We start from the raw sequence: 26,501 nt of genomic DNA, 5'->3' as shown, positions 1-26,501 counted from the left end.
TTTTTTTCGAATGTAAAAACTCGAACCATCCTGCAAGTCTACTATAAACTTAGGCAAGAGACTAAGCGGTTCCTTGGCGATATGACTAATCTCACGACCATCCTCACCAAAAATCGTAAAGGTCTTTGGAATCTTAAAAAAGGACCCTTCAACCTGATAGGCAACTCTACCTTGATCATCCTTGATATCAAAGCGTTCGCCACCCAATCGAAACTTCTGTTTGACAAAATAGGTTTTCATACGCTACCTCCAATATTGCCACACATTTCATTCAGAAAATACCCAAAGAATAAAAGACAAGACCACTAAACGAAGGGCGACGTGAACCGCGGTACCACCTTCATTCAATGAACTTGTCATTCTTATTTGTCTTTAATTGTGAACTTTGAGTAGCAAGTAACCAGATTCGTCCATGGCTCGCAGCGACCGCCATTTTTCTGTATCAGAAGCGATGATTACCAATCTCAAAGGGAAGGCTAAAAATGTCATGATATTAGAACTTTCAGCCACTCTCCATTTTAACGTGTTTTAGGTCTTAGGTCAAGCTGATAATGGCATTATCAACTCTATCTTGTGATTTATTTGCTAGAGCTTGATGATGAACTTGATGAAGCTCCAGAACCAGTCACATACTGGTCAAGAATTGCGCTAAAGGCCTTGTCTACAACTTTAACATTATATTTCTTAAGGACCTTAGCAATCACTGAGTTAGTGAAGTTAGTATCAGCTTTCTTACCATTGATGATAACCTTAGTCAAATCATCCTTATAGTTTTTCCAATCTGCATTTTTCTCAGATTTTGAAACAGTTTTGACGATGTAGTAAGTTGCAGCACCAGTTGAGCTGTTTGAAACAGTCACTACGTCAGAAACGGCATTAGCATCTTGTTTGAAGGCTGCTGTCAAAACATCTGCTGGGAAGTCTTGAGAAGCTGAGTTAACTGTCTTAGAAGTCACTTCCAAGCTGTTATCTTTAGCTACTTGTGAGAAATCTGCTCCTTCTGCCTTAGCTTCAGAGTCTACTTTATCTGCCACTGCTTTATCAGTAGTTGAAACCACTTGCACCTCTGTATTTGGTGTGTAGTTATCATAGGCAGCCTTGTAATTTGCTTCCGTCAAATCTTTTTGTGCGGCTTGGTTAACAGCATACTCAACCAATTTTTGTGTACGGATTTGATTACGGTATGACTCTTCTGTTTGACCATAGGCTGCAAGTACTTGTGAGAATTGATCTCCGTATTGTTCTGAAGCTTGCTTATAAGCTTTGTCAACGTCTTCTTTGCTGACCTTGCTACCATATTCTTTTTCAAGAGCCTTTTGCAAAGTTGCACTCAAAACACTTTGTTGTGTTTGGCTGCTACCTTTAAGTGAATCAAAAACATCACCGACAGTAACAGTATCACCTTTCATAGACACCAAAGTTGTTTCTTCAGTTGTTTTGTTACCTAGAGAAACATACATAGCACCTGCACCAACGAGAGCTGAAACAGCTACAAGGGCAAGACCTCCAAGGAAGCGACCACCTGAGCTTGGTTTACCAGCATCACGTGTCTTTTTAGTTTTAGCACGTTTAGCTTTTTCTTTCGCTTTTTCACTGGCGAGGGCGATGCTTTCCTCTTCTTCTTTTTGGCGATCAAGATGCTCTTGTTCTGCGTCTTTGTCTGCTACAACCTCTTCAACAGTTTCTTCTGTTGACTCAAGGTTTTCATTTTCTTTAGCCATTCTATCTACTCCTTAAATTGTCAATATCTTTGTTATTATACCACACTTACTTAAATAATGCTTAATCTGGCAAGATAATATTTTCAGAATTTTTCCGAAGCATAAGAAGTCCGTCACTCATAGGGACCAAACTAGCAGTCAATCCAGGGTTATCTAAGGTCGCATCAAAAAGACGATGCAAGCCACGGTAAATCGTACGCTGACCACGACGGACCTCCATGATGTCTTTGGCAATGTCCCCACCTTGGAAGATATCATCAAAGACGATGACACCACCTACCTTGAGACGTTTTAGGATTTCAGGCAGAAAGACGATATATTTAGACTTGGCTGAGTCCATAAAGACAAAATCATAATCAGTGTCCAAATCTTTCAAAACTTCCGCTGCATCTCCTTCGACCAAGGTAATTTGTTTGCGACTGTCATACTTGGCTAGATTTTCCTTGGCAAATCCAATCATTTCTTCATTACGATCAACCGTTGTAATCTGAGCATCAGGCGCATATTCAGCCATAAGAAGGGCTGAAAAACCAATAGCTGTTCCTACCTCAAGGATTTTCTTAGGCTGCAAGGTCTGCAATAAAAATCGGAAATAAGCAACAACTTCGTGCTGGATAATTGGAATATTTTCCTTACGAGCAAAGGCCTCCAGTTCAGCCAAATGCCCTTTATTTTTCTGAAGATGCGTTCGCATGTAGTCCACAATATCCTTGTTGACTACAGGACGTCGCATGTTGTGATTTGCATTTTTACTATATGATTTAACCATGTGTTTTATTATATAAAAAATCCCTAGCGAGTGCTAGAGATTTTTCTTATCTATAACTCAAATCCTCATCATTAAGCTACTTGACGTAACCCCCTCTTTTTCAAGAGGTAGGAAATGACCAAAGCTACCACGTAAAGAGCGATAAAAACAAGCAAGGTCATCTGGTATGATTTTGTCAATTCGTAGGTTACGGATAAGAGCATTGGCCCCACTAAGGCTGCCATCGCCCAGGCAGTCAAAATATAACCATGAAGGGTAGCCAACTCCTTTGCCCCAAAGATATCGCTAAGATAGGGAGGAATCAAGGAGAATCCTGCTCCGTAGCAAGTCATCAGAACAGCCATCGCAACCACAAAGACAAGTGGAACTTGCAGGACAATTAAGAGGACGGCCATAACAATATTAACCACAAAGAGGAGGATAAAGGTCTTCGGACGCCCAATATAATCCGACAAGCCTGCCCACAGAAGGCGACCAAAACCATTAAAGATTCCCATAACACCTACAACAACTGCCGCTGATTCCGCTGACATCCCAACCATATCTTGAGCCATTGGAGAAATAGCAGAGACAAGGGCTAAGCCACATGAAATATTGATAAACAGAATAAGCCATAACCAGTAGAAAGTTGACGATTTCAGGGCCTCATTAGCCGTAACTCCCTTGCTCAAATCAGCAGCTTGACGGTTTGGACTCTTGTCAGCCAACAGTTGTGCTTCCTCTACACTTGGTCGTTTAATGAATTGTGAGACAAAAAGCATAACAACAAAATAAACGACTCCCAAGATATAAAAGGTCTGTTCAACGCCACGTGCCTGAATCAGATATTGGGCAATGGGACTGGTTAACAGCGAGGCAAAGCCAAAGCCCATAATGGCAAGGCCAGTCGCAAGTCCACGCTTATCAGGAAACCACTTAATAATAGTTGAAACAGGCGTAATATAACCCACACCCAGTCCTAGACCACCAAGAATACCATAACCAAGATAAAGCATCCACAGCTCTCCATGAGCAATGGCAACTCCTGTCAGAATATTTCCCCCAGCATAGAGAACAGCCGACATACTTCCAGTCACTCTAGGACCAAATTTTTCAACCAAACGTCCCATGAAAGCTGCAGAAAGCCCTAGACAAAAGATGGCCAATGAAAAGGCAAAAGAAACTGAAGATTGATCCCAGCCAGTCTGGACCATAATAGGATTACGATAGATACTCCAAGCATAGGTAGACCCCAACATGAGATGGAGTAAGACACCACACGTTGCTACAAGATAACGATTGGTTGTTTTCACAAAAACCTACTTTCTATTTCTGAACATTGTTCACTTATAAAACACAAAACGTTAGGTTTTTAGTCTATCACGAATATAAACTAGGGGCTATAAATATGCTCATCAACATATTTCCAAATCAATTAGAACTTGTATTCTAGTAAACGTTCGCTTTTAGACATAAAAAGAATCATCCTGATTCAGAATGATTCTCTCTTATAGTGACTTCTTTTTAAGAAAGGTGAACACCTTTTTCAACCAAGGCTTCCAACTCAACGAGACGGTCTTCAAAAACTTTGAAGGCAGCATCCAAGTAGTCGGTATTGGTCATATCAACACCAGCTTTCTTGATGACTTCCAAAGGATAGTCTGAGCTTCCCGCCTTAAGGTAAGTAAGGTAAGCTTCTTTATCTTCTTCAGTACCGTGAACAATTTTTTCAGCCAAGTAGCTTGCTGCTGCAAATCCTGTAGCGTATTGGTAGACATAGTAATTCATGTAGAAATGCGGAATACGTTCCCACTCAAACTGAATTTCGTAGTTATCTTCAGCTTTGAGGTTATAGTATTTCTCATTGAGGTCTGCGTAAAGCTTATTCATGAAGTCCGCTGTCAAGATTTGACCAGATGCATCTGCCTCATGGATAGCATGTTCAAACTCGGCAAATTGTGTTTGACGGAAGACAGTTCCCTTGAAACCATCCAAATAGTGGTTAAGAATAGCAAAACGTGTCTTGTCATCTTTAACCTCTTTAAGAAGCGTTTCTGTCAAGATATTTTCATTGGTTGTAGACGCAATTTCCGCCAAGAAGATTGGGTAATCTCCGTAAACATATGGTTGAGTCTGACGTGTGAAAGTTGAATGCAAACTGTGGCCAGTTTCGTGAACCAGGGTAAAGAGATTGTCCAAAGTGTCTTGCCAGTTCAAAAGCATGAAGGCATTGGTATCGTAGGCACCACCTGAGTAGGCACCTGAACGTTTTCCTTTGTTAGGGTGAACGTCAATCCAACGTTCCGTAAAAGCTGCATGAACCCCTTTACTATACTCTTCACCAAAGATTGCCAAGACTTCTTCTGCTTTCTTGAGGGATTCTTCATAAGTAAGAGCAGTTTCAGTCTCAGAAAGTGGTGTATAGACATCATACATCTTAAGCTCGTCAAGCCCCAAGACCTTCTTACGCAAATCAAGGTAACGATGCAAAAGTGGCAAATGCTTGTTCACTGATTCCAAGAGTGAATCATAAACACTTTCTGGAATAAAGTTAGCTGCAAGTGCTGCATGACGTGCTGAATTATAGTGACGAACTTTGGCTTGGTAATTGTGAACCTTGACTACGCCTTGGAGTGTTTGTGCATAAGTATGTTGGAACTGCTCGTAGGTCCCATACATCGCTTCATAAGCTCCCTTACGAATGTCACGGTCCTTAGATTCCATGAGGGTGATAAAGTTACCATGTGTCAACTCAACCACATCCCCTTGACCATCTGATACCCATGGGAAGAGGATATCAGCATTATCCAAGACATTGAAGGTATCCGTTGGACCGTTGAAGATATCACCTGCTGCTGCCAAGAGCTCCTCAGCTTCTTGAGAAAGAACGTGGTCCTTGTTTGCCAAAAGGCGTTCGAAATAATGGTCATAAAGTCCAAGACCTGGCTCTTGTTCTTTAAACTCAGCTAATTTCTTATCATCCAAGGCCATAAATTCAGGCTCAAAGTATGCAAAGGCTTCACTCAACTGTGAGTAAAGGTTTGAGGCCTTAGCTTGGTACTCTTGGTAAAGCCCTACTGTTGTGTCTTGGTCATTTTTCATTGACGCATAGACATAGATTTTCTCCAAGCGACGCATAAGGCTCATATAAAGTTCTGTTGCCTCAAGCAAGTTCTTAGCAGAATCTAAGAGATGACCTGCATAAGCACTAGCCTTCTTCAAATCCTGAACAGTGCTTTCATATTCAGTCTCCCAATCTGCATCTGTCGCAAAAATGGTCGTCAAATCCCATGTGTATTTCTCTTCTAAATGAGCACGATTGTCTGACATAATATTCTCCTTAATTGTATCTATTCTTTACTATTTTAGCATAAAAGGTGGGAGGGTAGAGAGTTTGTCGATAAGAAAAATGCCTTTTTCGATAATATTGCTTAAAAAGCTTTTCAAAACCTTCAAGTGACTGTCTAATTTGTACAAACCCCTGCTTAGATTCAGGAAATCTTACTTGTGGGAAAAAATCCTGATCAGACAGGCATAATAAATTCATTCCCTTAAGATAAGCCTCCTCCTGCCTTCTCATCCACCTTGGATTTTTCCCAATTAATTCTCGTTGAATCACATGTGAGACCTTCTTTCGCTGAGTTACTTGATAAGTCTCAACCTGCTCTGCTTGATAAGGAAAACGTAAAACTGTCATGAGATTTTCGGTTAACGGCCAAGCCTTAGTTAAATAATAGACTTTCCCAAAAATATCCTCATAGATAAGATACTTAAGTCTAATTTCCTCACGCTTCCAATCAAGCTCCCATAGGTGAAATCCAATCTTAGCCGTAAAATAGAGAAAGTCCCTCTGTAAATCTGTTAAACGACCATTCAACCAGAGTTCCTCACCCAAAAGCCAACGCACTTCGTAACCTGCTTGTTGATAGGCACGTGTCCTCTCTCTCAAACGTTGCTGGGATAACCGAGAACACTGAACTTCTAGAACCAGTGAATCGCCAACAAATAAATCTGCAATTTGCCCCATCTCAGACATAACCTTTTCAATACTTACTTTTTCACCATGATTAACCAAAGATTTATACAAAGCTGCCTTAAGCGATAAATGTTGGGCCGATTCATTCTCCGAGAAGAACTGACAATCTCGCAAAGACTTATGAGCAAAATGCGGACACATTACCTGACCATGTCTCAGAAGGACAACTCCCTGGCAACCAGGACAGCTATAGGATTCCTTACGTTGCATACTGGTTTCTAGAGCTGAAACGAGGTTTCCCTCCTGATTTTTTGCAATTAACATGACTCTCTCCTTCGTGCACTCTCTTACTTATTCGTAAAAGAATTCACAAAATAAAAAACATCTAGATTACTCTAGATGCGTCCCCCATTCAAACTGAAACTTGCTCCCTGCTGTATGGAAACTTAGGTTTATAGGTGTATTGCTTACCTTGGGATACAAGTGCCGCTCAGTCCATTTGATCTCTTTTCAACAATCTCAATTCCTCAAGGAAAATCCCCCAATTTTCCTAGGAATCAGGATTTTGAAAACAGTTTCTATCCCACATAACCATTAAAAATAGCTAATGTAGCATAGACAGATGCTCTCACAAACATCTGGTCAAATTCCGTCACTGAAGCATCATCCCAATATGCTTATCACCCTTTTGTTCCTCAATCCCACTAAAAACTTAATCCTTGAGTTGATAATGAGATAAAACAATTTTTAGACTTTTACAAGTTAAAGTCTTTATTTACTAACATTGAACCACCATTTCCCTAGGTGCAGTTCAATACCAACAAACGCAAAACCGTGTTGGTCCAAAATGGTTTCTAGTTAAGAGTATCTTGTGATTGATAGTCAGTCAATCTGAAACGCTTTCCCTCTAGCTTCTTTACGCAGAACGTCGCACTGCTTACAAGATACTATTTTCTAGAAGAGTATTGGCTAAAAATGCCACTCTCAAAACATACCACCTATCAGTCATTAGGTTTAGTCCACCTTCTGATAGGTATATTAGCAGTTACTGCTTTATTTTCTTTCCCTCTTCGCTTTTGACGATTAGTCTCTACCGATTCTGCTGTTTTTGAATCTGTCGTTTGCTCTACACGGATTAAAAATACCGCTAGCTCCCGCTACGATGATGCTGATGTTTTAAATCGATTAATCTAATTTTTTGCTGTTTAAATCTTCTCTTTTTTAAATCATCACAATGAAACATTGGAATTTGATAACTTAGAATTCCAGATTCCAAGCTAGTCCTTTTTGACTAGGGAGTCACCCTGCCAAAAAAACAAACTCTTCCTAACACAATCTATTATACTGTATTATAATTTTTTGTCAATTAATTTATTTCATATTTTTTGAAAATAATATTTACACCCTTATTTTACACATAGTTAACTATAGAGAAAAGCTTATAATATAGGCTTTAGTTGCGATTTTGAAAAAATTAGAAAATGTATATCTATTTTTCTTTTTTCAGTCTAAATCAAGTAATTCCAGTAAATGTCAGAAAATTTCATCTTTATTATTTCTGGTTAACTTGATTTTCCAAACTAAAAAAACTAGGAAATTTTCCTAGCTTTTTTATGTATTATCTTAGTGTTTACGTTTGTAAGTTGAGATACCGAACAAGGCCAAAGCTGATGTCACCATAGCTGCACCTGCTGCTGCAGAAGCTACTGTTGATTTTTCACCAGTAGCTGGAAGAGCTGGAGCTTCTTCTTTTACAGGTACTGATGTTGGTGTTACAGGTTTACCTGGTGTAGGTTCTGTTGGAGTTGTTGGTACTTGAGGTTTTGGTTTCTCAGTTGTTTCTTCAACAGATACAAAGTTTTTGTGGTAAGTAACTTTTGCTGAAACAGTGTTTGGAAGAACTGGTTTGTTTGGTTCTTCTGGCAATTCAGGAACAACTACTGTTGAGTTAGTTGCGAACCAGTAAGCAGTTGGAACGTTAAGGTTATTTCCGCTTACGATGAAGTCCATTGGTTCACCCTTGAAGATTGTTGCAGCAGCACCATAGTAGGCATTCTTCGTACGAGGTGTTCCGTCTGGGTTAATCGCATCCCAACCTTCATCTGTAACTTCACCAGTTGTTGGATCCACTGTTGGGTCACTGTTAAAGCGTGAACCGTTAGCCACAAATTCGTTATCGTTTGTTGCATAAGCATAACCATCTTCATGCAAAGTGATAGATGAACCAGGAATTTGAACGTATTCATTACCATTCAAACCAACTTTTTCAATGTGGTTTCCAAGCTCAGTGTTCCAGTGGTTAAGTGAAGAGATACTCAAAACTGATCCGTTCTTAGACAAATCAAGTGGTGTCACTGATGACTCAGAATCAAAGAAGTTCAAGTTCATCTTAACGTGAAGTTTTTTGTTAGTGTCGTCAGTTTGTGAACCAATGAAAAGTGTCTTAGTTGGATCGTGGTACAACTTAACAATGGCTGAACCATCTGTACTTGGTGTTTCTACCAAAGTGTAAGTTGCAACAATTTTCTTAACTGGAGTACCATTGAATGATGTTCCGTTTAGGTTGTTGTATGTTACAGTCAATGTTTGACCTGTAGCCATCTTCAACCATACATCTTCAGTGTATTCACCGTCAGCATTGATAGTGTATTGTGTACCGTTAGCTGCACTAAAGTCACTTGGAATGTAACGAGATGTGTTGAATTGTTCAAGGATTTCATCTACTGAGTGACCTGATTGGATTGTTTTATCCAAGTAGTCAACAGAACCTGCTGAGTTTTCAACAGTCATAGTAGCATCAGATTCTGTTTTATAGATCAAGCCAGTAGCATTTTCAGCCAAGCCTTTTGTCAAAAGACGAGCTGTTGTTCCACCAGTGTACTCTTTGTATGATTTTTCCCAAGCAGCATAAGCAAGAACGTCTTGGTAGTATTTATCCAATTGTGTCTTGTAATCTGCAAGTTTTTGTTTATATTCTGAAACCGCAGTTGTCAAAGCTGTTGTTTGAACTTTGTTGTCATTGTTAGCAGCTTCGACGCTAGTGTGTTTAACACCTGCTTCTTCTGTAGCTGTGAATCCCCCTGTTGCAACAACATTTGCTTTTGCAGATGTAAGAGCTGCATCAGCTTCTTCACGAGTCAATTTATTTTCAGAAACAACTGTATTTGAAGCTTCTTGAGCATCTTTAGCTGCTTGATCTTGGACAGCTTTAACATCAGCAGAATCTTTTGATGCTGCTGCAGTCGTTGTTGCAGCTTCAACAGCGTTATCGAAGTCAGGATTTGAAACTTCAGCAATAGCTTTAGTTGTTGTTTTTACAGTAGTATCTGTTTCAGTAGTAGTTTTTTCTTCTGTTCCAGGTACTGTAGTAACAACTGCTGCATCACCTGTTGTTTTAACAAGGTTAGCACTTGATTCTGCAGCCGTATTTGATACGGTTGCATCAGTATCAGTAGTTGCTGTTACATCTTTAGCTTCATCCGCAGCTGCTACGCTTGTAGCCGCGAGTCCTGCAAGCAATACGCTTGAATACAATGTTGTTTTAAATGGATTGACTTTCATTTACACTTTCTCCTTCTTGGTTAACATTTTATTAACCTATTTTCTTCACCGTTTAATATACTACCGTGATTTTCAAAATTTGGCAATAGCTTTCTGAAAAAAATATTATATATTTGCTACATGTTTTTAAAATTTGACACACTTTTGTTATAATTTAATCATTTCTTTACAATTAATTATAATTCGTAAGGATTTTACAGAGTTTTCACTTATTACTTTCTTACAGCCGTTCATTTTTTTCTCATAATAAACTGTTTCAACGATAGAATAGGCTTTCTATTAGAAGCAGGTCATCAAGAACCGGCCTCTTCATAACTAAAAATACATAAAAAACACCTTCAAGTCCTTGACTTTAGTCGTTTTTCGTCGTATGCTTGAAAAAAATGTTAAGAAAGTTGGGGGACTTTTCAATGACAAAAAAAGAAACTAGGACACTGATCCTTTTTGGGGTTAGTATTATTTTTGCGAACCTTGTACTTCGTTTGCTTCTTAAGCCACTGCCAGAGGAGATAGCCTTTCTCATAAAGACACTAGGCCTAGGGTGTGGCTACTATTTCCTAGTCCATAAGCGACTAGGATTAAAAATAAAATCAACTAAAAAGATCAGTTGGTCTGAAACCTTAAGTGTATGTTGGTTGGTTCTTTTAGCAGATTTCTTCTATCTTTCTGCGGGTGCTTTTGGTATCATTAAGGCACCTCACATGATAGGAACTGCCTTGACTATTGCCTTAGGGGCTGGTTTTTTCGAGGAATATGTTTCTCGCGGACTCTTCCTTAAAATCGCCTTCCAAGATGGTGTTAAATCTTCAAAACAGGTTTTAGGTGTCGTTCTCCTATCTGCCTTATCCTTTGGGTTGGCTCATCTTGTAAATCTCACTCATCAACCCTTGAATGCTACTCTGTTTCAGGTTTATTATGCGACAGCTATAGGTATATTCTATGCGGCTATTTACTTACGTACTGGTAGCCTGTGGTGGACTATTGTCCTGCACTGTTTGATTGATTTTGCTAGTGTACTTCTCTCACAATCAACACAGGCTGCTCCAGCTACAAGTGTCTGGAATTTCATTGTTTGGTTACCACTGATTGCTATAGGGCTCTTCCTCATTCGTCCTAAAAAACTGAAAGCCATTAGATATCTTAATGACTAATATTTAAAACTGCATCCTACAAGTTAGATTTTTAGTGTCTAGCCTGTGGATGCAGTTTTTCTTTTATCAGAACTATTTTCTTAGAGCTCAGCTCACTTTCCATTATTATTTCTAAAACGACTTAATCATAGAAATTTCATATCAGGTCTTCATCTATTCCTATCAGAATTTTGCTGATTTTAGACTTCTCATTTTGTTATAATATGACCTACAATCATATTTTTCAAAGGGGATGCTTATGAATTTTCAACAATGTCGCTATGTTCAGACTATCGCTGAAACAGGGTCTTTTAGTAAGGCTGCCAAAAAACTCTTTTTGACTCAGCCTAATCTCTCAGCATCCATCCGTGATTTAGAGGAAGAACTTGGAGTCCAACTCTTTGAGCGTTCCAATACAGGAGCCAAACTAACTGATGACGGTCATGATTTTCTCAAATACGCCAAACGTATTCTTGGAGAGTTAGATCTCCTAGAGGGACGCTACCGTAAATCATTCAAGAAATCATTCACTGTTGCCAGTCACCACTACGATTTCTTATCACTTCCCATGGCTCACATTGCCCAACGTTTTCGTAGTGACTATCAAGAATTTCAACTGATTGAAACAACGACTAGGAAGATTCTCAAAAGCGTTGAAAGCTTCGAAAGTGACCTGGGGATTATTTATCTAGATGAAGACAACGACCATATCCTAGAACGCAGTTTTCAACACATGGATCTGACTTTCACCCCACTTGGAGAGTTTGAAACTAAGATTTTCTTAGGTCGCCAACATCCTCTAGCTCACAAAAAATCCCTCAACCTCAAAGATTTAGAGGGATACCCACAGGTCCGCTTTCGTCAAGAAAGCTCTGGAATCCATTTTGACGAAGATCCTCTCGAGGTTCTGCCTGACCAACAAGTGATTTACAGTAATGACCGAGGTAGTGTCATGAATTTGCTCTGTGCCTCAGATAGTTACGCTTCTGGTCTCGGTATTGTTAATAGTTTCATTAAGGACCAAATTGTTTTACTTCCACTGAAGAACAGTCCAAAGCACACCTTGGGCTTTGTGACCAATAATAAACAGAAACAATCCGCAATTATTCAAGCATTTATCGAGGAAATTCAGGATAGCTTACTACCCCACCACTAAGGAGAAGAAAATGGAATTTCAAACACTTAATAATGGCATCAAAATACCTGTCCTTGGTTTTGGTGTCTGGCAAATTTTCGATCAAAAAGAATGTCAAAAAGCCGTTGAAGATGCTCTTTCTGTAGGCTATCGATTGATTGATACTGCTAGCCTTTATCGAAATGAGGAAGCCGTGGGACGTGCCATTAAGGCATCTGGTATCCCTCGCGAGGATATTTTCCTGACTAGTAAGGCCTGGATTAGCCAGCTAGGCTACGAAGATACCAAATTAGCCCTAAAAGAAACACTTCGCAAACTAGATACTGACTATCTTGATTTATATTTGATTCATCAACCTTTTGGCGACTTACATGGTGCCTGGCGTGCTATGATTGAGCTTAAGCATGAAGAACTTATTAGAGCCATTGGTGTTTCTAACTTCTCAACAGGGCGTTTGGCGGATTTTGCCTTGCAGACACCTGTCATTCCAGCAGTCAATCAAATCGAGTTGCATCCCTATAAACAACACAAACTGATCCAGAAAGCTGATAAGGAATTTGGCACCCTAACGCAAGCCTGGGCTCCTTTTCATAGAGGAGAGGATAGTATTTTTCAGGACCCAACTCTAACTGCTATTGCTGAAAAACATGGCAAGACAGTTGCCCAGGTCATCCTCAGATGGCAAACCCAACAAGGCATCTTGACCATTCCTAAGAGTACCCATATCGAACGGATGAAGGAAAACTTTAATAGCTTTGACTTCCACCTAGACCAAGTAGACCTTGACGCTATCAGTAAACTAGACCGATACCCAAATGCTTATGGACCTGATGAAAGTGTGGAACGCATTAAACATTTATTGAAATATAGTGTATAAAAAAACGAGTTCGACTGAACTCGTTTTCTTATACACTAGGTCCTCTTAAGACTTTCCTTAAGAGTAGATCATTCCGATTTTAAGGAAGCAAAACTTTCGAGCACTCAACAAAGATCTGTTTCAAGCGCTTTACTCACAACTGAAGATTAGTAAAAAACAGTTTCCCAATTCAAAAAATTGAAAAACTATTTTTTATGATATTTTACCCAATCACACTTCCGTTTGGAACCGATGGATCTACTGTCAAGACTGTGAGTTTGCCGTCATGTTCTGCGGAAAGAATCATACCTTGGCTGACATATTTCTTCATCATCTTACGTGGTTTGAGATTAGCCACGACTTGAAGTTTCTTACCGACCAATTCTTGTTCGTTTGGATAGAATTTAGCGATACCTGAGAGGATTTGACGATCTTCACCGTCACCAGCATCAAGACGGAAGCGAAGCAATTTGTCTGAACCTTCGACTTTTTCTACTTCTTTAACTTCAGCGACACGGATTTCAACCTTGTCAAAGTCGTCAAATTTAATTTGGTCTTTTTCAGACTTAAGTTCGACCTCTTCTGGGTTCCATTCTTGCTCTTGAGGTTTGCCTGCGTTCATTTGAGATTGGATGTAGGCAATTTCTTCATCCATATCAAGACGTGGGAAGATTGGTGTACCTTTTGAAACGACTGTCACATTCTCTGGGAAAGCTGAAAGTTCAAGATTTTCAAGGTCAAACGCTCCTGACAATCCGAGCTGTTCCATGATGGCATTTGAAGTGGTCATCATGAATGGTTGAATGAGGTGGGCAACCACACGAAGACTAGCAGCCAAGTGAGCCATAACAGCTGCCAATTGTTCCTTGTCACCATCTTCTTTTGCAAGGACCCATGGAGCTGTTTCATCAATATACTTATTGGTACGTGAAATGATATTCCAAACGGCGTCCAAGGCACGTGGGAAATCTACAGCGTTCATTTGTTTGTGGAACTCTTCGATATTTTCAGCCACAACCTTAGCCAAATCAGCATCAAAGTCTGTAACGTTCTCAACATAGGCAGGCACTTGACCACCGAAATACTTGTTAATCATGGCAACTGTACGGTTGAGGAGGTTTCCAAGGTCATTAGCCAACTCATAGTTGATACGAGCCACGTAGTCTTCTGGTGTGAAGGTACCATCTGAACCGACTGGAAGACTACGCATGAGGTAGTAACGGAGTGGATCAAGACCAAAGCGCTCTACCAACATTTCTGGATAGATGACATTACCTTTAGACTTAGACATCTTACCGTCTTTCATGACGAACCAACCGTGGGCAACAAGACGTGTAGGCAATGGCAAATCAAGAGCCATAAGGATGATTGGCCAGTAGATAGAGTGGAAACGAAGGATATCCTTACCAATCATGTGGATGATTTCGTGGTTTTCATCATTTTGCCAGAACAAATCAAAGTTACCATGCTCATCCTGACCATAACCAAGGGCAGTGATATAGTTGATAAGGGCATCAATCCAGACATAAACCACATGTTTTGGATCTGATGGTACTTTTACTCCCCAAGTGAAGGTTGTACGTGACACGGCCAAGTCTTCCAAGCCTGGCTCGATGAAGTTTTTAAGCATTTCATTCATACGACCATCAGGTTGGATAAATTCTGGGTGTTCTTTAAAGAAGGCAGTCAAACGGTCTGCGTAGTTGCTGAGTTTAAAGAAATATGATTCTTCAGAAACCAACTCTACTTCATGTCCTGATGGAGCTACCCCACCAATGACATTACCTTGCTCATCACGGTAAACTTCTGCCAACTGACTTTCAGTGAAGAATTCTTCATCTGAAACTGAATACCAACCTGAGTATTCACCAAGGTAGATATCTCCTTGTTCCAAGAGACGCTCGAAAACTTGAGCAACAACTTTTTCATGGTAATCATCAGTCGTACGGATGAATTTATCGTATGAGATATCCAAAAGTTGCCAGAGGTCCTTAACACCAACAGCCATACCATCCACATACTCTTGTGGTGTAATACCTGCTTCTTCAGCCTTTTGTTGAATCTTTTGGCCGTGTTCATCAAGCCCAGTAAGGTAGAAGACATCATAGTTCATCATACGTTTGTAACGTGCCAAGACGTCACAAGCAATAGTTGTATAAGCAGAACCAATATGTAATTTACCAGATGGGTAATAGATAGGTGTTGTGATGTAGAATGTTTTTGTCATTTTAATTTCCTTTCATGTGTTAACAAATGGGCTAACACTGATGATATAACATCTTATTATAGCACGTTTTGGACACTAAAAAAACCAGCTAGGCTGGTTTTAAATATCACTAGTTTTGGAAGCGCTTTTTATCAGCTCTAACATCACGTTCATAGTCATAATCTAATTTCTTCACGTCATCCCCTGATAGGCGTTTAAAACTTCTTTCTTCAATAAGTTTGCCTTTCTTATTATAAGTAGTGACAATCAATTTATCACCCTTAACCTTGTATCGAACGGTTTCTTCAAGAGATTCTTTGTAGGATTTAACGTAAATCTTTTTACTTTCATCGTTATCAGCCTTAGTTCGATATTCACTTATTTTGTATTGATTATCTACCGCTTGGTCAATGACTTTGGTATATTCAGATAGTGACATGGTTGGTTTAAGCGTTCTAGACCAAGCATCTGGACGGTATGCTTCGTCAGTATCATAGTCTGTAAAGTCAACCAGATTGTTCCCGCCAGCTAAGGTATAAAAATAAAATTTAACATTGTTACCTTTGACTTTAACAAAATCATGAGCCTCTAGGCCACTTTCCTTGAAAGATTCCATACCATCAACCATTTTCTTCTTATCTTTATGGTAAAAGCGATAAGTTTCAAGTAGATAGGTTCCTTCAGGTATTTTACCGCTTTGCAGGTGCATAAATGCATAGCCACCAAATGAAAGCGCCACTAGGACAACCGCTCCAACTACAGAAGCAATAATAATTTTAGCTTTCTTAGACAAGCCTGTCTTAGCAGGAGCAACTTGTGAAACGGCTTGTGTCACTTGATCACTCAACTGAGCTTGCTGTGGATTAACACCCTCGTCCTTAGCCTCTTGAGAAATAAATTCCCCATTAACTTTTGCTTGTTGGATTTCTTCCTCTGTCGGCTTACGATTATTGATTGTTTCGAAATAATCTAACCACTCTTTTTCGTTCATAAAAGTCCCCTTTTTCATTGATACTTCCATTCTACCAGAAAAAATACTCCAAAGCTATTTGACTATTTTCATAAAAATAAAGCGGTACCAAAATGGAGTTTTAGCTCTCCTTCTTGTACCACTTTACTCATTTATATCATTGGCTGATTAGATTTTATCACTAGATTTTTTACTACTATCACTTGAATCTGATTTTGATCCACTATTCTTACCGTCATTATATCCGCCATAGGTATCACCATAGTCATTACCATAACCATAGCCGTAATCGTAGCCATAACCATAACCGTAACCGTAGTCACTATATTCGTCATACTTGTCACTAATCTCTTTTAGGTCTTTCTTGTAATCCTTAACGGCATCATCATAATCATCCTTACGTTCTTCACCATCTTCCCGGCTCATTAGCTTATAGGTAGTAGTCATTTTTAACTTACCCTTTTTATCATAAATATTAAGCGTAAATTCATCGCCATGTTTTACGTAAGTACGTGTTTCTTTAAGAGTATCCTTATATTCACTAACTGCTGTTTTTACAGTTTTCTTAACATCATCTTTTGAGTAGAAAGAATACTCTTTAGACATTTTTTTCATATAGTCAGTGACAAGATCTTTAACATCATCTGAACTAAGTACTTGACTTTGAGTTCTGTTCCAAGGATCAAATTTCTGAGGAATCGATTTCTCGTTCTGAATTAGACTAATTGAAGATTTCCCATCGCTTTCTAAATAATTGTAATGATTAGATTGATTTTTCTTTACAACTAAAAAGTCTAACAATTTTGTGTCTTCATCCTCGTATTCTTTAATGCCGTCGACCATTCTATTCTTATCTTCATTGTAATAAGAAAAACTGACTACCTCATATGTTCCATCTGCAATCTTACCTGATTGGTAGCGCCATAGTGAGTAGCCCCCAACGATAAGTAAAATCGCTGCCAAGGAACCAAAGACTGATGCCAAAATAATCTTAGTTTTCTTAGACATACCTTTTTTAGCAGGTACGACTTGTTGGAAGGTTGCTGTTGTTTGGGCAAACTGAGGATGCTGTGTCATAGTTATCACAGGTTCAGCTGGTTTAATCGGTCTTTGCTCCGTCACCTGTCCATTTGAGCCAAAGACGTTAGGGTTAGGTCGTTCAAGGATAAACTCGCCTGCTGCTTGAGCTTGAGCTAACTCTGCGGGAGTTGGTTTGCGACCGTTGACTAATTCAAAGTACTCAATCCACTCTTGCTGGTTCATAATAATCTCCTTTTTTATTGGTCTACTGTTCTATTGTACCAAAATAAATGGTGAAATAGTATTTGACAATTATCATAAAGACTGTAAGGTTTTTTAATAAATCATTAGGTTATGATTCTCGATAGTAAAGAGGTGCTTGCACGATAAGTGGATCAGCGCCAGATGGCATAATCCCCATAATGATTCCGGTACTTATAATGCTTCAAGGCATACTCATAGTCCCAATCATAACCACTTTTGACCTCTTTGGCTTCCTCTGAGCTCAATCGTTTAAAAGTTCTACGCGACTCAATATGTCCATCATTAGTATAAACAGTCAGAACGAGGCCATTAGGGCGCTTTTCATAAGTTCTTTTTTGCTTCAACATTTTTTTATAATCGTCTACACACCTTTGGACAGATACTTCCTTTACGTTTGAGTACTCCTCTCCCTTTTTAGAAATCTTATCAATATGAGAAATCACTAGAGGCTTTATATTCAGAAACTGTTAAATCCTGTTTCAAAGTCCCTGTACGTGGGTCAAAAGTCTGTGGGAGCTTTTCATCGTGCTCAAATGGTGAGACAAAAGATTCCCCATCTCCCACAAAAACATAATAAAATTGAGATTTCATATTCTCAACAACTATAAAATCCTCATATAAGCTATCATTATTCTCTCCCCGCTCAGTCCTATTTATCAATTCATTGGAATATGCCGATTTATCCTCGTATTTTATCATCTGATAAGTACCGTCTGGAATATAGTTCTCTTGATACTTCCAAAATCTTCCCTCTACCATAGCTATCAAGACTGTCGCAACAAGTCCAAGAAATAAGATGATACCAATCTTCCATTTTTTTGCCTTAGTCATACTTTTTCCCTCCTTATTGCCCCATTCTTCAATACTATTTTACCAAAAATAGGGGAAAAGCTAATGACATGACTACAAAGGAAAAGAGGTTGAGAACACATACTCTCAAACCTCTTTTTAGCTATTTACTTTTTAAGATCCTCAGCACCAATAACTGGGTATTCGGTCAATCCTGATGCTACTTCTTCTTCAACCTTGTTTGTTTCCTCTGATTTTTCCTCAAAGTCAACTTTAGGTGCATCTTTTTCATAAGCATTAATGATATCAGCTACAACTGGGTGACGTACGACATCACTAGCAGAGAAGTGAACAAAATCAATAGCCTTGATTCCCTTCAATTTCTCCATGGCATCAATCAGGCCTGATTTAACACGACGTGGCAAGTCAATCTGACTCATGTCCCCATTGACAATCATCTTAGAATTAAAACCAAGACGAGTCAAGAACATCTTCATTTGCATGATGGTTGTATTTTGTGCTTCATCAAGGATAACAAAGGCATCCTCTAGGGTACGACCACGCATATAAGCGAGGGGGGCAATCTCAATAATTTCACGTTCCATAAGGCGGGTCGTCTGCTCCTTGCCGAGAATTTGATAAAGGGCATCATAAACAGGACGAAGGTAAGGATCCACCTTTTCCTTGAGATCACCAGGCAAGAAACCGAGGCTCTCACCCGCCTCAACCGCCGGACGAGTTAGAACAATACGTTTAACTTGACCACGTTTAAGGGCCGTAACCGCAAGGGTAACCGCTAAAAAGGTCTTCCCTGTACCAGCTGGACCAATCCCAAAGACCACATCATGGTTTTTAATGCTATCAACATAGACCTTTTGCCCCAAGGTCTTCACTCGGATTGGTTTGCCACTATTGTCCTTAATAATTTCTTCTTCGTAAAGGGCAACAAATTTGTCAATCGAACCATCTTGAGCCATGGTTAAGGCTGCAACAACATCTGAGGTGTTGACTAACATTCCACGCTCCACCAAAACAAGGAGGGCTTGAATGGTCAAACGAGCCAATTCAACACTTTCCTCGTCATCTCCAAGGATCTGCACACGCTCTGTTCGAGCATGAATGATAACATTTAGGTTTTCTTCAATAAGTTTTAGATGGCGCTCATTGGTCCCAAAAAGTGACAAGACATCATCTGGGTGATTTAGGGTAATTTCAACAGAATACTCTTGCAAATAGAGTTCCTCTTTCTTTCGTCTTTTTCTCCATTATATCAAAAAAATCACGCCAGGCGTGACTTTTTATTATTCTGACTTATTCATTAAATGACACGTGAACATGGTCATAGTGGTTTTCAGTAACGCTACCACGGTCTGGCATTTGGTTCCATGTGTTAGCTGGTCCGTAGATATTATCTACTGGTGCGTAGAATTGTTGTCTGTAGATGACATATGAAATACCTGCATTTGAGATATTGTCTACAGCATATTGAGCGACTTGATTACCAACTTCTGAACCAACTGGTACCATAACGTCAACGGCAAGTCCTTTACCATGGTCTTGTGGGTCACCTTCACGGTAACCACCGATGTCAGTAAGACCGAATTGTGCTGCTACATCTTGACGGAAAGCTTCAGCTTGTGGTTGAAGGTGTGGATCCGTTGGAAGTGTATTTGTTGATGCGGGTTGTGCTGCTGGTGCCTCTGAAGCTACTGGTGCTTCTGATGCCACTTCTGATGTTGCTGCTGGTTCTACCGCTGGTTGTTCTGCTGGCGCTTCTGAAGCAGCTGGTGCCTCTGAAACAGCTTCTGATGTTGCTGCTGGTTGCTCTGCTGGCGCTTCAGAAGTCGCTGGTGCTTCTGAAGACGCTTCTGATGTTGCTGCTGGTTGCTCTGCCGCTGGAGCTTCTTCTTTTACTTCAGGCTGTGCTGGTGTTTCAGCAGCTGGAGTAGTTTCTGCTTCAGGTGTAGCTTCTGCTGACGCAGTGACATGATCAATAGCATCAGCAACTGGTTGTTCAGTTTCTGCGTATGCTGGTGCTTCTGATGCTGATGCGATAGCTTCTGTTACTTCTGAAACAGCTTGAGTTGATTCTTCTGTAGCAGGTGCTTGAGTAGCTGTTGTGCTTACTGTTTCAACTGGAGCTGTCAAGTCCGCTGCAACTACAGATTGACCATTTACAGTCACTTCGTTAGTTGTTAAATTAGCTTCTGCAACTACAGGTGTAGTTGATGTTTCTGAAGCTGGAGCTTCAACTTTAACAGAGACAGCTTGATTATCAGCATTGTAAGTTGCTGTCAAGACTGTTCCAGGGTAAATCAAATCAATGTTTGTGATTTGATTGATGTTAGCCAAAACATTCACATCGATACCCATTGCTTCAGCGATACTTCCCAAAGTATCACCGTATTGAACTGTATAAGTTTGTTGGTTGTCACTTACAGCGATGTCTGCTTTGATTTGATCTACTGAACGAGCTGCCCAGTTTGAAGTTTCATCGGCATGTACGTGACTTGCAGCAAAAAGTGAAAGTGCTGCGGTCGAGTAAAGAAGTGCCTTTGTTGTTTTAGATTTTGATAACATGTATAATTCATTCCTTTTTTAACAATATTAACATCTACAATGATACCACACTTTTTGTCAAAAAAGGGGTGATTTACTGCACTTTAAAGCAATTACTAACTAGTTGTAACAAGCCTAATTTATTGAAAAAAAGCTGAGATATTTGTAAAAAATTGTAACAATTCATACCAATTCAAATGGTAATTACTTTTTAAAGAAAATGCTAAAAGTCATTATGTTTATCGTAAACTTAGTCGCTATTAATGAGCCAGATAATCTTCCCAAATCTGGTCAAACTGCCCCAGATTAAAGGAAAAGCTAGCTTGATCTTCCAAGTAACGACTGACTTCTTCGAAGTCATCAGTATGCTTCGGGAAGGTTGAATCTTCAAAAGCCAAGTCAGCCAAGATTGCTACTGGTTCATTAGACTTCGGATTACGCTGGGCCATCAACCAAGTATAAAAGGATTTTCTCATACTTTCTCCTAACCGATTAATTCTGTTCCAAACTGGTCTTGTTTGACTTTTTTAGCCTTCATCAGACCACCTAAAGCTTTCTTAAATTGTCCCTTAGAAATACCGAAGGTTGCCTTGATATCTGCTGGTGATGACTTGTCATTAAGCGTCATAAAGCCACCATTGCTCTCTAAATAGGTCAAAATCATCTGAGCATCATTTTCAAGCATTTCAAAAGAACGTGGTTTAAGAGAAAGATTGAGGGTACGGTCAACTTCTCTGAACCCAATCACACGCGCTTCAAGGACCTGACCTAAGCGTGGCTCAGCATAACGTTCTGAGGGATGGATGAAACCAAGCATATTATTCTCTGGTAGATAAACAAAGGTTCCTGAGAGTTTGAGACGGTAGGCAATGGCTGACCATTTTTGGTTTTGCATATTATCGTAAGCAGGACCAGCCATACGTTGAAAGACCTCAGGTTCAGCAGGAAGCCCCCAAATACGGTCTTTTTTATCCACATCGAGTTTGATATAGAGCTTGTCGCCTTTCTTAGGCCAAAGCTCTTTGAGTTCCGGCAAAACATCAAGAGAGACAACAATCTCCTTATCTGGAATTCCCACATCTACAAAGACACCCAAATCCTTACGAACTTCAGTGACCTCTCCCCAATCATAAGAATCGCGAGTTGCCTTGATTTCCTTTTGAGTCAGACGTGATTTTTGCTTGCTATCTGTATAGGCGAAACCTGTCACCATGTCACCAATGGCGTGCTCCCCTTCTTCTTTAGACAAGGCAAAAGTCATACCGTCCTTTTGAACAAAATAAAATTTGTCATTTTCATCAGTTACTAGGGCAGTAATAATTGTTCCAAGTAATGTATTCATCTTTTTTCCTCTAAAAAGAGAGTCGGACAAGGAAGCTAACATAGTCCATGCTCTTTTGCTTCTGTCCCACTCTCCTTATTTTTCTATTGATTAAACAGTAAGGAGTTCTTTTTCCTTTTCTGCTGTCATGCTGTCAATCTTCTTAACAGCGTCATCAGTTGCTTTTTGGATATCTTTTTCCAAAGATTTCAATTGATCTTCTGTGATTTCTTTGTCTTTTTCTTGCTTCTTAGCTTCATCCATAGCATCACGACGGATGTTACGGATGGCGATTTTAGCATTTTCACCGACTTTTTTCACTTCTTTAGCCAACTCTTTACGTGTTTCTTCTGTAAGTGCTGGGATAACCAAGCGCACAACAGAACCATCGTTAGCTGGGTTAATACCAAGGTCAGATTCGTTGATTGCACGTTCAATATCAGCAATTGAGCCCTTATCAAATGGTGAAATCAAAAGGACACGTGCTTCAGGAACAGTGATTGAAGCCAATTGGTTAAGTGGTGTTGGGGCACCATAGTATTCTACAGTGATGCGGTCAAGAAGTGATGCATTGGCACGGCCTGCACGGATAGATCCAAATTCACGGGCCAATGACTCATGTGAGTGGGCGAAACGTTCTTTTGCTTTTTCAATAATTGCGTTTGTCATAAATTCTCTCTTTCTTATTTGTGTGATTCTGCTTTGTTAGATACAGTTGTTCCAATTTGTTCACCAAAGATAACACGTTTGATGTTTCCTGGCTCGTTCATATTGAAGACAACAAGGTCAATGTCATTATCCATTGAAAGGGTAGAAGCTGTGGCATCCATAATTTTCAAACCACGTTTAATAACTTCCACGTGTGTCAACTCGTCAAACTTAACGGCATCAGCGTTTTTACGAGGGTCGTCATTGTAGACACCATCAACGCCGTTTTTAGCCATAAGAATAGCATCAGCTTCGATTTCAGCTGCACGAAGAGCCGCTGTTGTATCTGTTGAGAAGTATGGTGAACCAATACCTGCTGCAAAGATAACAATACGACCTTTTTCAAGGTGACGAAGGGCACGACCACGAATATAAGGCTCTGCCACAGATTTCATATCAATCGCTGTTTGAACACGTGTATCAACACCGAGTTGTTTCAAACTATCTGCCATAACAAGGGCATTCATAGTTGTTCCAAGCATTCCAGTATAGTCCGCTTGAACACGATCCATTCCTGCTTCAGCTGCAGGTTCACCACGCCAAAGGTTACCACCACCGATAACTAGAGCAATTTGAATACCTGAATCCGCTACTTCAGCAATTTCTTTAGCCATAGCTTGGACAGTTGGAAGATCAATCCCAACACCTCGTTCACCAGCTAGAGCTTCACCTGAAAGCTTAATGAGGACACGTTTGTATTTTGGTTCTGCCATGATTTCTCCCTATTAACTATTTTGTTTTATGATTTGATTCTTAGCTGAGATTTATCTTTCCTAAGTCATCCATTACCAGCCTTTTAAGGTGGTTAAAGGGGCTCATTCGAGCATCTCCTTTTTATGATTAGGATAGGAAAATGGTTTCTTTTTTTGCAAAGGAAACACTAAATCTTCATCCTTACTATTTTATCATAAATTAGGGTTTTCACCTAGTCAAATATTTAAAAAATATCCTTACAAGATGACCGTAAAGGTGATGGTGTCATTTTTATAAGAGGCAAAGATACGCCCCTTAAATAATTTGACCATGCTTTGGGCCATGGAGAGGCCAATACCAAAACCCTTGTGTTCTCTGTTATTATGGGATTCTTCAATACGATAAAAGCGCTCAAAAAACTTACTATAGTCAACAGCTTTACCATCTTTATAGGTGTTCGATACTTCTAGACGAGCCCGTTTTCGTGTCCTTCCAATCTGATGGAGCCTTACGGTTACTGTCCCTTCTGGATCACAATACTTGTTAGCATTATCCACAAGGAGGGTTACAAGTTCAAAGAGAGACTTCTCCTCTGCTTTCACATGAATATCCGGTGTGATGTCCATAACGAAAGATTTACCATCTCGGACAACAGGCCCCTTAAAGTCCTCTGCTGCATCCTCAGTAATATAAGAAAAATCTACATCTTGAAGAACAATATCCGGTTGTTCCTCCAAACGAGATAGGGCTACCAGAGAATTGATTAGGGTGGTCAAACGTGCCACCTGGTCGTTCGTCGACTTGGTCCATTCGTTCTCTCCAGTCATAAGTTCTTGTAGCTCCGTATTAGCAGAAATAATGGCCAATGGTGTCTTTAATTCATGACCAGCATTGGTAATAAAACGTCGCTGCTTTTCGTAGTTTCGAATGAAGGGACGAATGACAATTCCTGATAAGGCACTGACAATGATGACAAAAAAGATAAAGCCAAACATTGATAAAAGGATAGAAAGACTTAACAAGGCTTGGGAGGAATTATAATAAGAGGTCGTGTCCAGAAAGACCACAAGGATCTTATTTTTACTGACTTTACTAACCTGATAACTGAGATTAATATTTTTTTCTCTAAAGGTCCCAAGAGCGCTCGTCATACGACTAGCTGCACGGGCATAAGTAGCGGCCTCTTCATCATTTATCAAGGAAGTATGGCTGGTATCCTGACTGACCACTTCATCACCAGACAAGGTCACGCTGAAAAAACGAAAACTATCTGATGGAATTTCACGCCCTTGATTGGTCTCAATTTTTTTCGTTTTTCCGAAACTACCATTATTTTCTGTAAGTGTGTTGAGAACCTTACTAATTTCCTGCTCCGTCTGAAAGGACCTCACAGTATTAATGATTCCCACAGTAGAGACCAAGATAAAGAGGATAGCCAAGGAAGCAATCGTAATAAATTGAAGTCGTAAACGTCTAAACATGGGCTACTCCTCTCTAATTGGCGAGAAGGCAAAAGTCGCCACCTTTTTCACCAAGAATGCTGATGTCAGCCTGTATGGCTTGCAATTTCTGACGCAGATAGGAAATATAGACCCAGACAATTGACTCATCTACATCTTCCTCATCATCCCAGATGGTCTTAAAAAGATGTTCCGTCGTTAGTTTTTTAGCAGGATTGAGCATGAAGTGGGCCATTAACTTGGTCTCTCTGCTTGAAAGTCGAATAGCGTTTCCAGCTACCAACTCCTGTTCCTCTTGGTCCAATCGAACAGAACCAAGAGTCAAAATTTTGGCAGTGAAGCTCTCACTCACACGACGCTCTAATGAGCGCAGACGCGCCAAAAGCTCCTTAAGGGAAATAGGCTTGGTCAAGTAATCGTCTGCCCCAGCATCAAGCCCGGTCACGCGATCATCAATTTCAGCCATAGCTGTCAACATAATGACATGCGTCCTATTCCCAGAGGAGCGAATCTCTTTCAGGGCCTCAATACCTGTTTTAATGGGCATCATAATATCCATAATCATCACTTGATAGGCATTCTGTGCAGCTAGGTCTACTGCCTCTTGCCCATTGAATGCTTGATCCACCTCATAACCCTGATGCTCTAGGGCTGCCTTGTAAACTCGAGAAAGAGCCTCTTCATCCTCAGCTAGTAGAATTTTCAAAGCCATTCTAGTCCCCTCCTTCTTGAATTAAGTTACGGATGGTCTGCATGGTCAAATCGCATGAAGCTAATTCATCCGCACAGCGCTTAAGCTCACGGGTAATCATTTCTGGATTCTTGATGTCGTGCTTGTACTTCATCTGATGCTCCAAACTGGCCCAGGAATCCTGAGCGATGGTCCGAAGCTGAACCTCAACAAAATAGGTTCCTTTCTCATTTCCTAGCACATCTGGAAACTCGGTTTCTACTTCCAAAATGAGATGGTAAGAACGATAGCCATTGGGCTTAGCATTTAAAATGTAATCTTTCTCGTTATAGATAGAAACGCCAGGGATAGCCTTGATGACATCAATAGTTTTGTAAATATCATCGACAAAGCCACAAACGATTCGAATCCCAATACTGTCACGAATTTCCTTGAGAGCAGATTGGCTGGTTTCGGGCAAATTTTTCCTACGACACTTTTCACGCATAGAATCACTTTCTTTGATTCGTGAAATGAAATGTTCATAGAGTTTGAAACCTGTTTCTTTTTTGCTAGTAATATTAGCCGCAATAATCGGGTCTGTTATTTCTTGTAAAATCTTGGGGAGATACTGAGCATATTCCCCATAAATACTTGGAGTTGACATATAAACCTCCTCTAATAGCGTTTCCTAATTATAGCATAGTTAGGCGT

General features: G+C 39.9%; 24 protein-coding genes and 1 pseudogene. 3 read left to right on the top strand and 22 right to left on the bottom strand.

The genetic code is table 11. The features are described 5' to 3' along the window. From HMPREF2979_RS01790 to HMPREF2979_RS01760, 8 genes and pseudogenes are all read right to left on the bottom strand, one after another. A pseudogene (locus tag HMPREF2979_RS01790) lies at positions 1-240 on the bottom strand (UDP-N-acetylenolpyruvoylglucosamine reductase); the annotation flags it as partial. A 132-nt stretch (positions 241-372) separates the two neighbouring features. Then, a complete protein-coding gene (locus HMPREF2979_RS10295; protein ID WP_153300621.1) occupies positions 373-510 on the bottom strand; it encodes a hypothetical protein in 138 nt (45 codons plus the stop codon). A gap of 68 nt (positions 511-578) precedes the next feature. After that, positions 579-1,721: a peptidyl-prolyl cis-trans isomerase gene (locus HMPREF2979_RS01785; protein WP_037611991.1), complete on the bottom strand. Its 1,143-nt coding sequence runs from the start codon at positions 1,719-1,721 to the stop codon at positions 579-581. A gap of 61 nt (positions 1,722-1,782) precedes the next feature. Further along, positions 1,783-2,490 carry an O-methyltransferase gene (locus tag HMPREF2979_RS01780; RefSeq protein ID WP_070654817.1) on the bottom strand — a complete coding sequence of 236 codons (708 nt, stop codon included), beginning with the start codon at positions 2,488-2,490 and terminating at the stop codon, positions 1,783-1,785. A gap of 71 nt (positions 2,491-2,561) precedes the next feature. Next, positions 2,562-3,782: an L-lactate MFS transporter gene (locus tag HMPREF2979_RS01775; RefSeq protein ID WP_070654815.1), complete on the bottom strand. Its 1,221-nt coding sequence runs from the start codon at positions 3,780-3,782 to the stop codon at positions 2,562-2,564. A gap of 211 nt (positions 3,783-3,993) precedes the next feature. After that, on the bottom strand, positions 3,994-5,799 hold the full coding sequence (pepF, locus tag HMPREF2979_RS01770; protein WP_037599540.1) for an oligoendopeptidase F: 1,806 nt from the start codon (positions 5,797-5,799) through the stop codon (positions 3,994-3,996). 10 nt (positions 5,800-5,809) lie between these two features. Continuing rightward, entirely contained in the window at positions 5,810-6,769 is a 960-nt protein-coding gene (locus tag HMPREF2979_RS01765) for a competence protein CoiA (RefSeq protein ID WP_070654813.1), read from the bottom strand. A gap of 1,299 nt (positions 6,770-8,068) precedes the next feature. Then, complete coding sequence (locus HMPREF2979_RS01760; protein WP_070475879.1) at positions 8,069-10,006, bottom strand: GbpC/Spa domain-containing protein; 1,938 nt, start codon at positions 10,004-10,006, stop codon at positions 8,069-8,071. A 410-nt stretch (positions 10,007-10,416) separates the two neighbouring features. Between HMPREF2979_RS01760 and HMPREF2979_RS01755 the strand changes: the two genes are divergently transcribed. The 3 genes from HMPREF2979_RS01755 (at position 10,417) to HMPREF2979_RS01745 (ending at position 13,148) form a co-directional block, all read left to right on the top strand. Then, positions 10,417-11,157, top strand: a complete 741-nt coding sequence (locus HMPREF2979_RS01755; protein ID WP_014633981.1) for a CPBP family intramembrane glutamic endopeptidase — start codon at positions 10,417-10,419, stop codon at positions 11,155-11,157. 238 nt (positions 11,158-11,395) lie between these two features. Further along, the gene (locus tag HMPREF2979_RS01750) at positions 11,396-12,292 is read left to right on the top strand and encodes a LysR family transcriptional regulator (protein ID WP_002885507.1); all 897 of its coding nucleotides are present in this window, start codon (positions 11,396-11,398) and stop codon (positions 12,290-12,292) included. A gap of 10 nt (positions 12,293-12,302) precedes the next feature. After that, a complete protein-coding gene (locus tag HMPREF2979_RS01745) occupies positions 12,303-13,148 on the top strand; it encodes an aldo/keto reductase (RefSeq protein ID WP_002885489.1) in 846 nt (281 codons plus the stop codon). A gap of 202 nt (positions 13,149-13,350) precedes the next feature. Here the strand turns inward: HMPREF2979_RS01745 and metG are convergent, their stop codons facing one another. From metG to HMPREF2979_RS01680, 14 genes are all read right to left on the bottom strand, one after another. After that, entirely contained in the window at positions 13,351-15,354 is a 2,004-nt protein-coding gene (gene metG / locus HMPREF2979_RS01740; protein WP_070654811.1) for a methionine--tRNA ligase, read from the bottom strand. 109 nt (positions 15,355-15,463) lie between these two features. Further along, the gene (locus tag HMPREF2979_RS01735) at positions 15,464-16,342 is read right to left on the bottom strand and encodes a hypothetical protein (protein WP_064520598.1); all 879 of its coding nucleotides are present in this window, start codon (positions 16,340-16,342) and stop codon (positions 15,464-15,466) included. Positions 16,343-16,471: 129 nt separating this feature from the next. After that, complete coding sequence (locus tag HMPREF2979_RS01730; RefSeq protein ID WP_064520597.1) at positions 16,472-17,566, bottom strand: zinc ribbon domain-containing protein; 1,095 nt, start codon at positions 17,564-17,566, stop codon at positions 16,472-16,474. A 152-nt stretch (positions 17,567-17,718) separates the two neighbouring features. Then, the gene (locus HMPREF2979_RS10390; RefSeq protein ID WP_261787279.1) at positions 17,719-17,934 is read right to left on the bottom strand and encodes a hypothetical protein; all 216 of its coding nucleotides are present in this window, start codon (positions 17,932-17,934) and stop codon (positions 17,719-17,721) included. A 79-nt stretch (positions 17,935-18,013) separates the two neighbouring features. Beyond that, positions 18,014-18,418 (bottom strand): hypothetical protein, encoded by a 405-nt coding sequence (locus tag HMPREF2979_RS10385; RefSeq protein ID WP_261787278.1) that lies wholly within the window; start codon positions 18,416-18,418, stop codon positions 18,014-18,016. Positions 18,419-18,543: 125 nt separating this feature from the next. Continuing rightward, a complete protein-coding gene (locus HMPREF2979_RS01720) occupies positions 18,544-19,608 on the bottom strand; it encodes a PhoH family protein (protein WP_070654809.1) in 1,065 nt (354 codons plus the stop codon). A gap of 79 nt (positions 19,609-19,687) precedes the next feature. Continuing rightward, a complete protein-coding gene (locus HMPREF2979_RS01715; protein WP_021144621.1) occupies positions 19,688-20,956 on the bottom strand; it encodes a LysM peptidoglycan-binding domain-containing protein in 1,269 nt (422 codons plus the stop codon). A gap of 239 nt (positions 20,957-21,195) precedes the next feature. Next, positions 21,196-21,411, bottom strand: a complete 216-nt coding sequence (locus HMPREF2979_RS01710; protein WP_002885591.1) for a YozE family protein — start codon at positions 21,409-21,411, stop codon at positions 21,196-21,198. Positions 21,412-21,419: 8 nt separating this feature from the next. Further along, positions 21,420-22,277: an RNA-binding virulence regulatory protein CvfB gene (gene cvfB, locus HMPREF2979_RS01705; protein ID WP_070654807.1), complete on the bottom strand. Its 858-nt coding sequence runs from the start codon at positions 22,275-22,277 to the stop codon at positions 21,420-21,422. Positions 22,278-22,367: 90 nt separating this feature from the next. Next, entirely contained in the window at positions 22,368-22,925 is a 558-nt protein-coding gene (frr, locus tag HMPREF2979_RS01700) for a ribosome recycling factor (RefSeq protein ID WP_014633971.1), read from the bottom strand. A 14-nt stretch (positions 22,926-22,939) separates the two neighbouring features. Beyond that, entirely contained in the window at positions 22,940-23,677 is a 738-nt protein-coding gene (pyrH, locus tag HMPREF2979_RS01695; protein WP_002885551.1) for a UMP kinase, read from the bottom strand. A 237-nt stretch (positions 23,678-23,914) separates the two neighbouring features. Next, positions 23,915-25,138 carry a sensor histidine kinase gene (locus tag HMPREF2979_RS01690; protein ID WP_070654805.1) on the bottom strand — a complete coding sequence of 408 codons (1,224 nt, stop codon included), beginning with the start codon at positions 25,136-25,138 and terminating at the stop codon, positions 23,915-23,917. A 13-nt stretch (positions 25,139-25,151) separates the two neighbouring features. Continuing rightward, positions 25,152-25,829, bottom strand: coding sequence for a response regulator transcription factor (locus HMPREF2979_RS01685; protein ID WP_070654803.1), 678 nt, complete (start codon positions 25,827-25,829; stop codon positions 25,152-25,154). Between the two features lies 1 nt (position 25,830). Beyond that, the gene (locus HMPREF2979_RS01680) at positions 25,831-26,454 is read right to left on the bottom strand and encodes a GTP pyrophosphokinase (protein WP_070654801.1); all 624 of its coding nucleotides are present in this window, start codon (positions 26,452-26,454) and stop codon (positions 25,831-25,833) included. Between the last annotated feature and the right edge of the window lie 47 nt (positions 26,455-26,501).

It is taken from the genome of Streptococcus sp. HMSC078H12 (assembly GCF_001814615.1).
Taxonomy (GTDB): domain Bacteria; phylum Bacillota; class Bacilli; order Lactobacillales; family Streptococcaceae; genus Streptococcus; species Streptococcus salivarius_F.
Note: the sequence above shows the minus strand (reverse complement) of the source record. Positions and strands in the feature narration are given on the sequence as shown.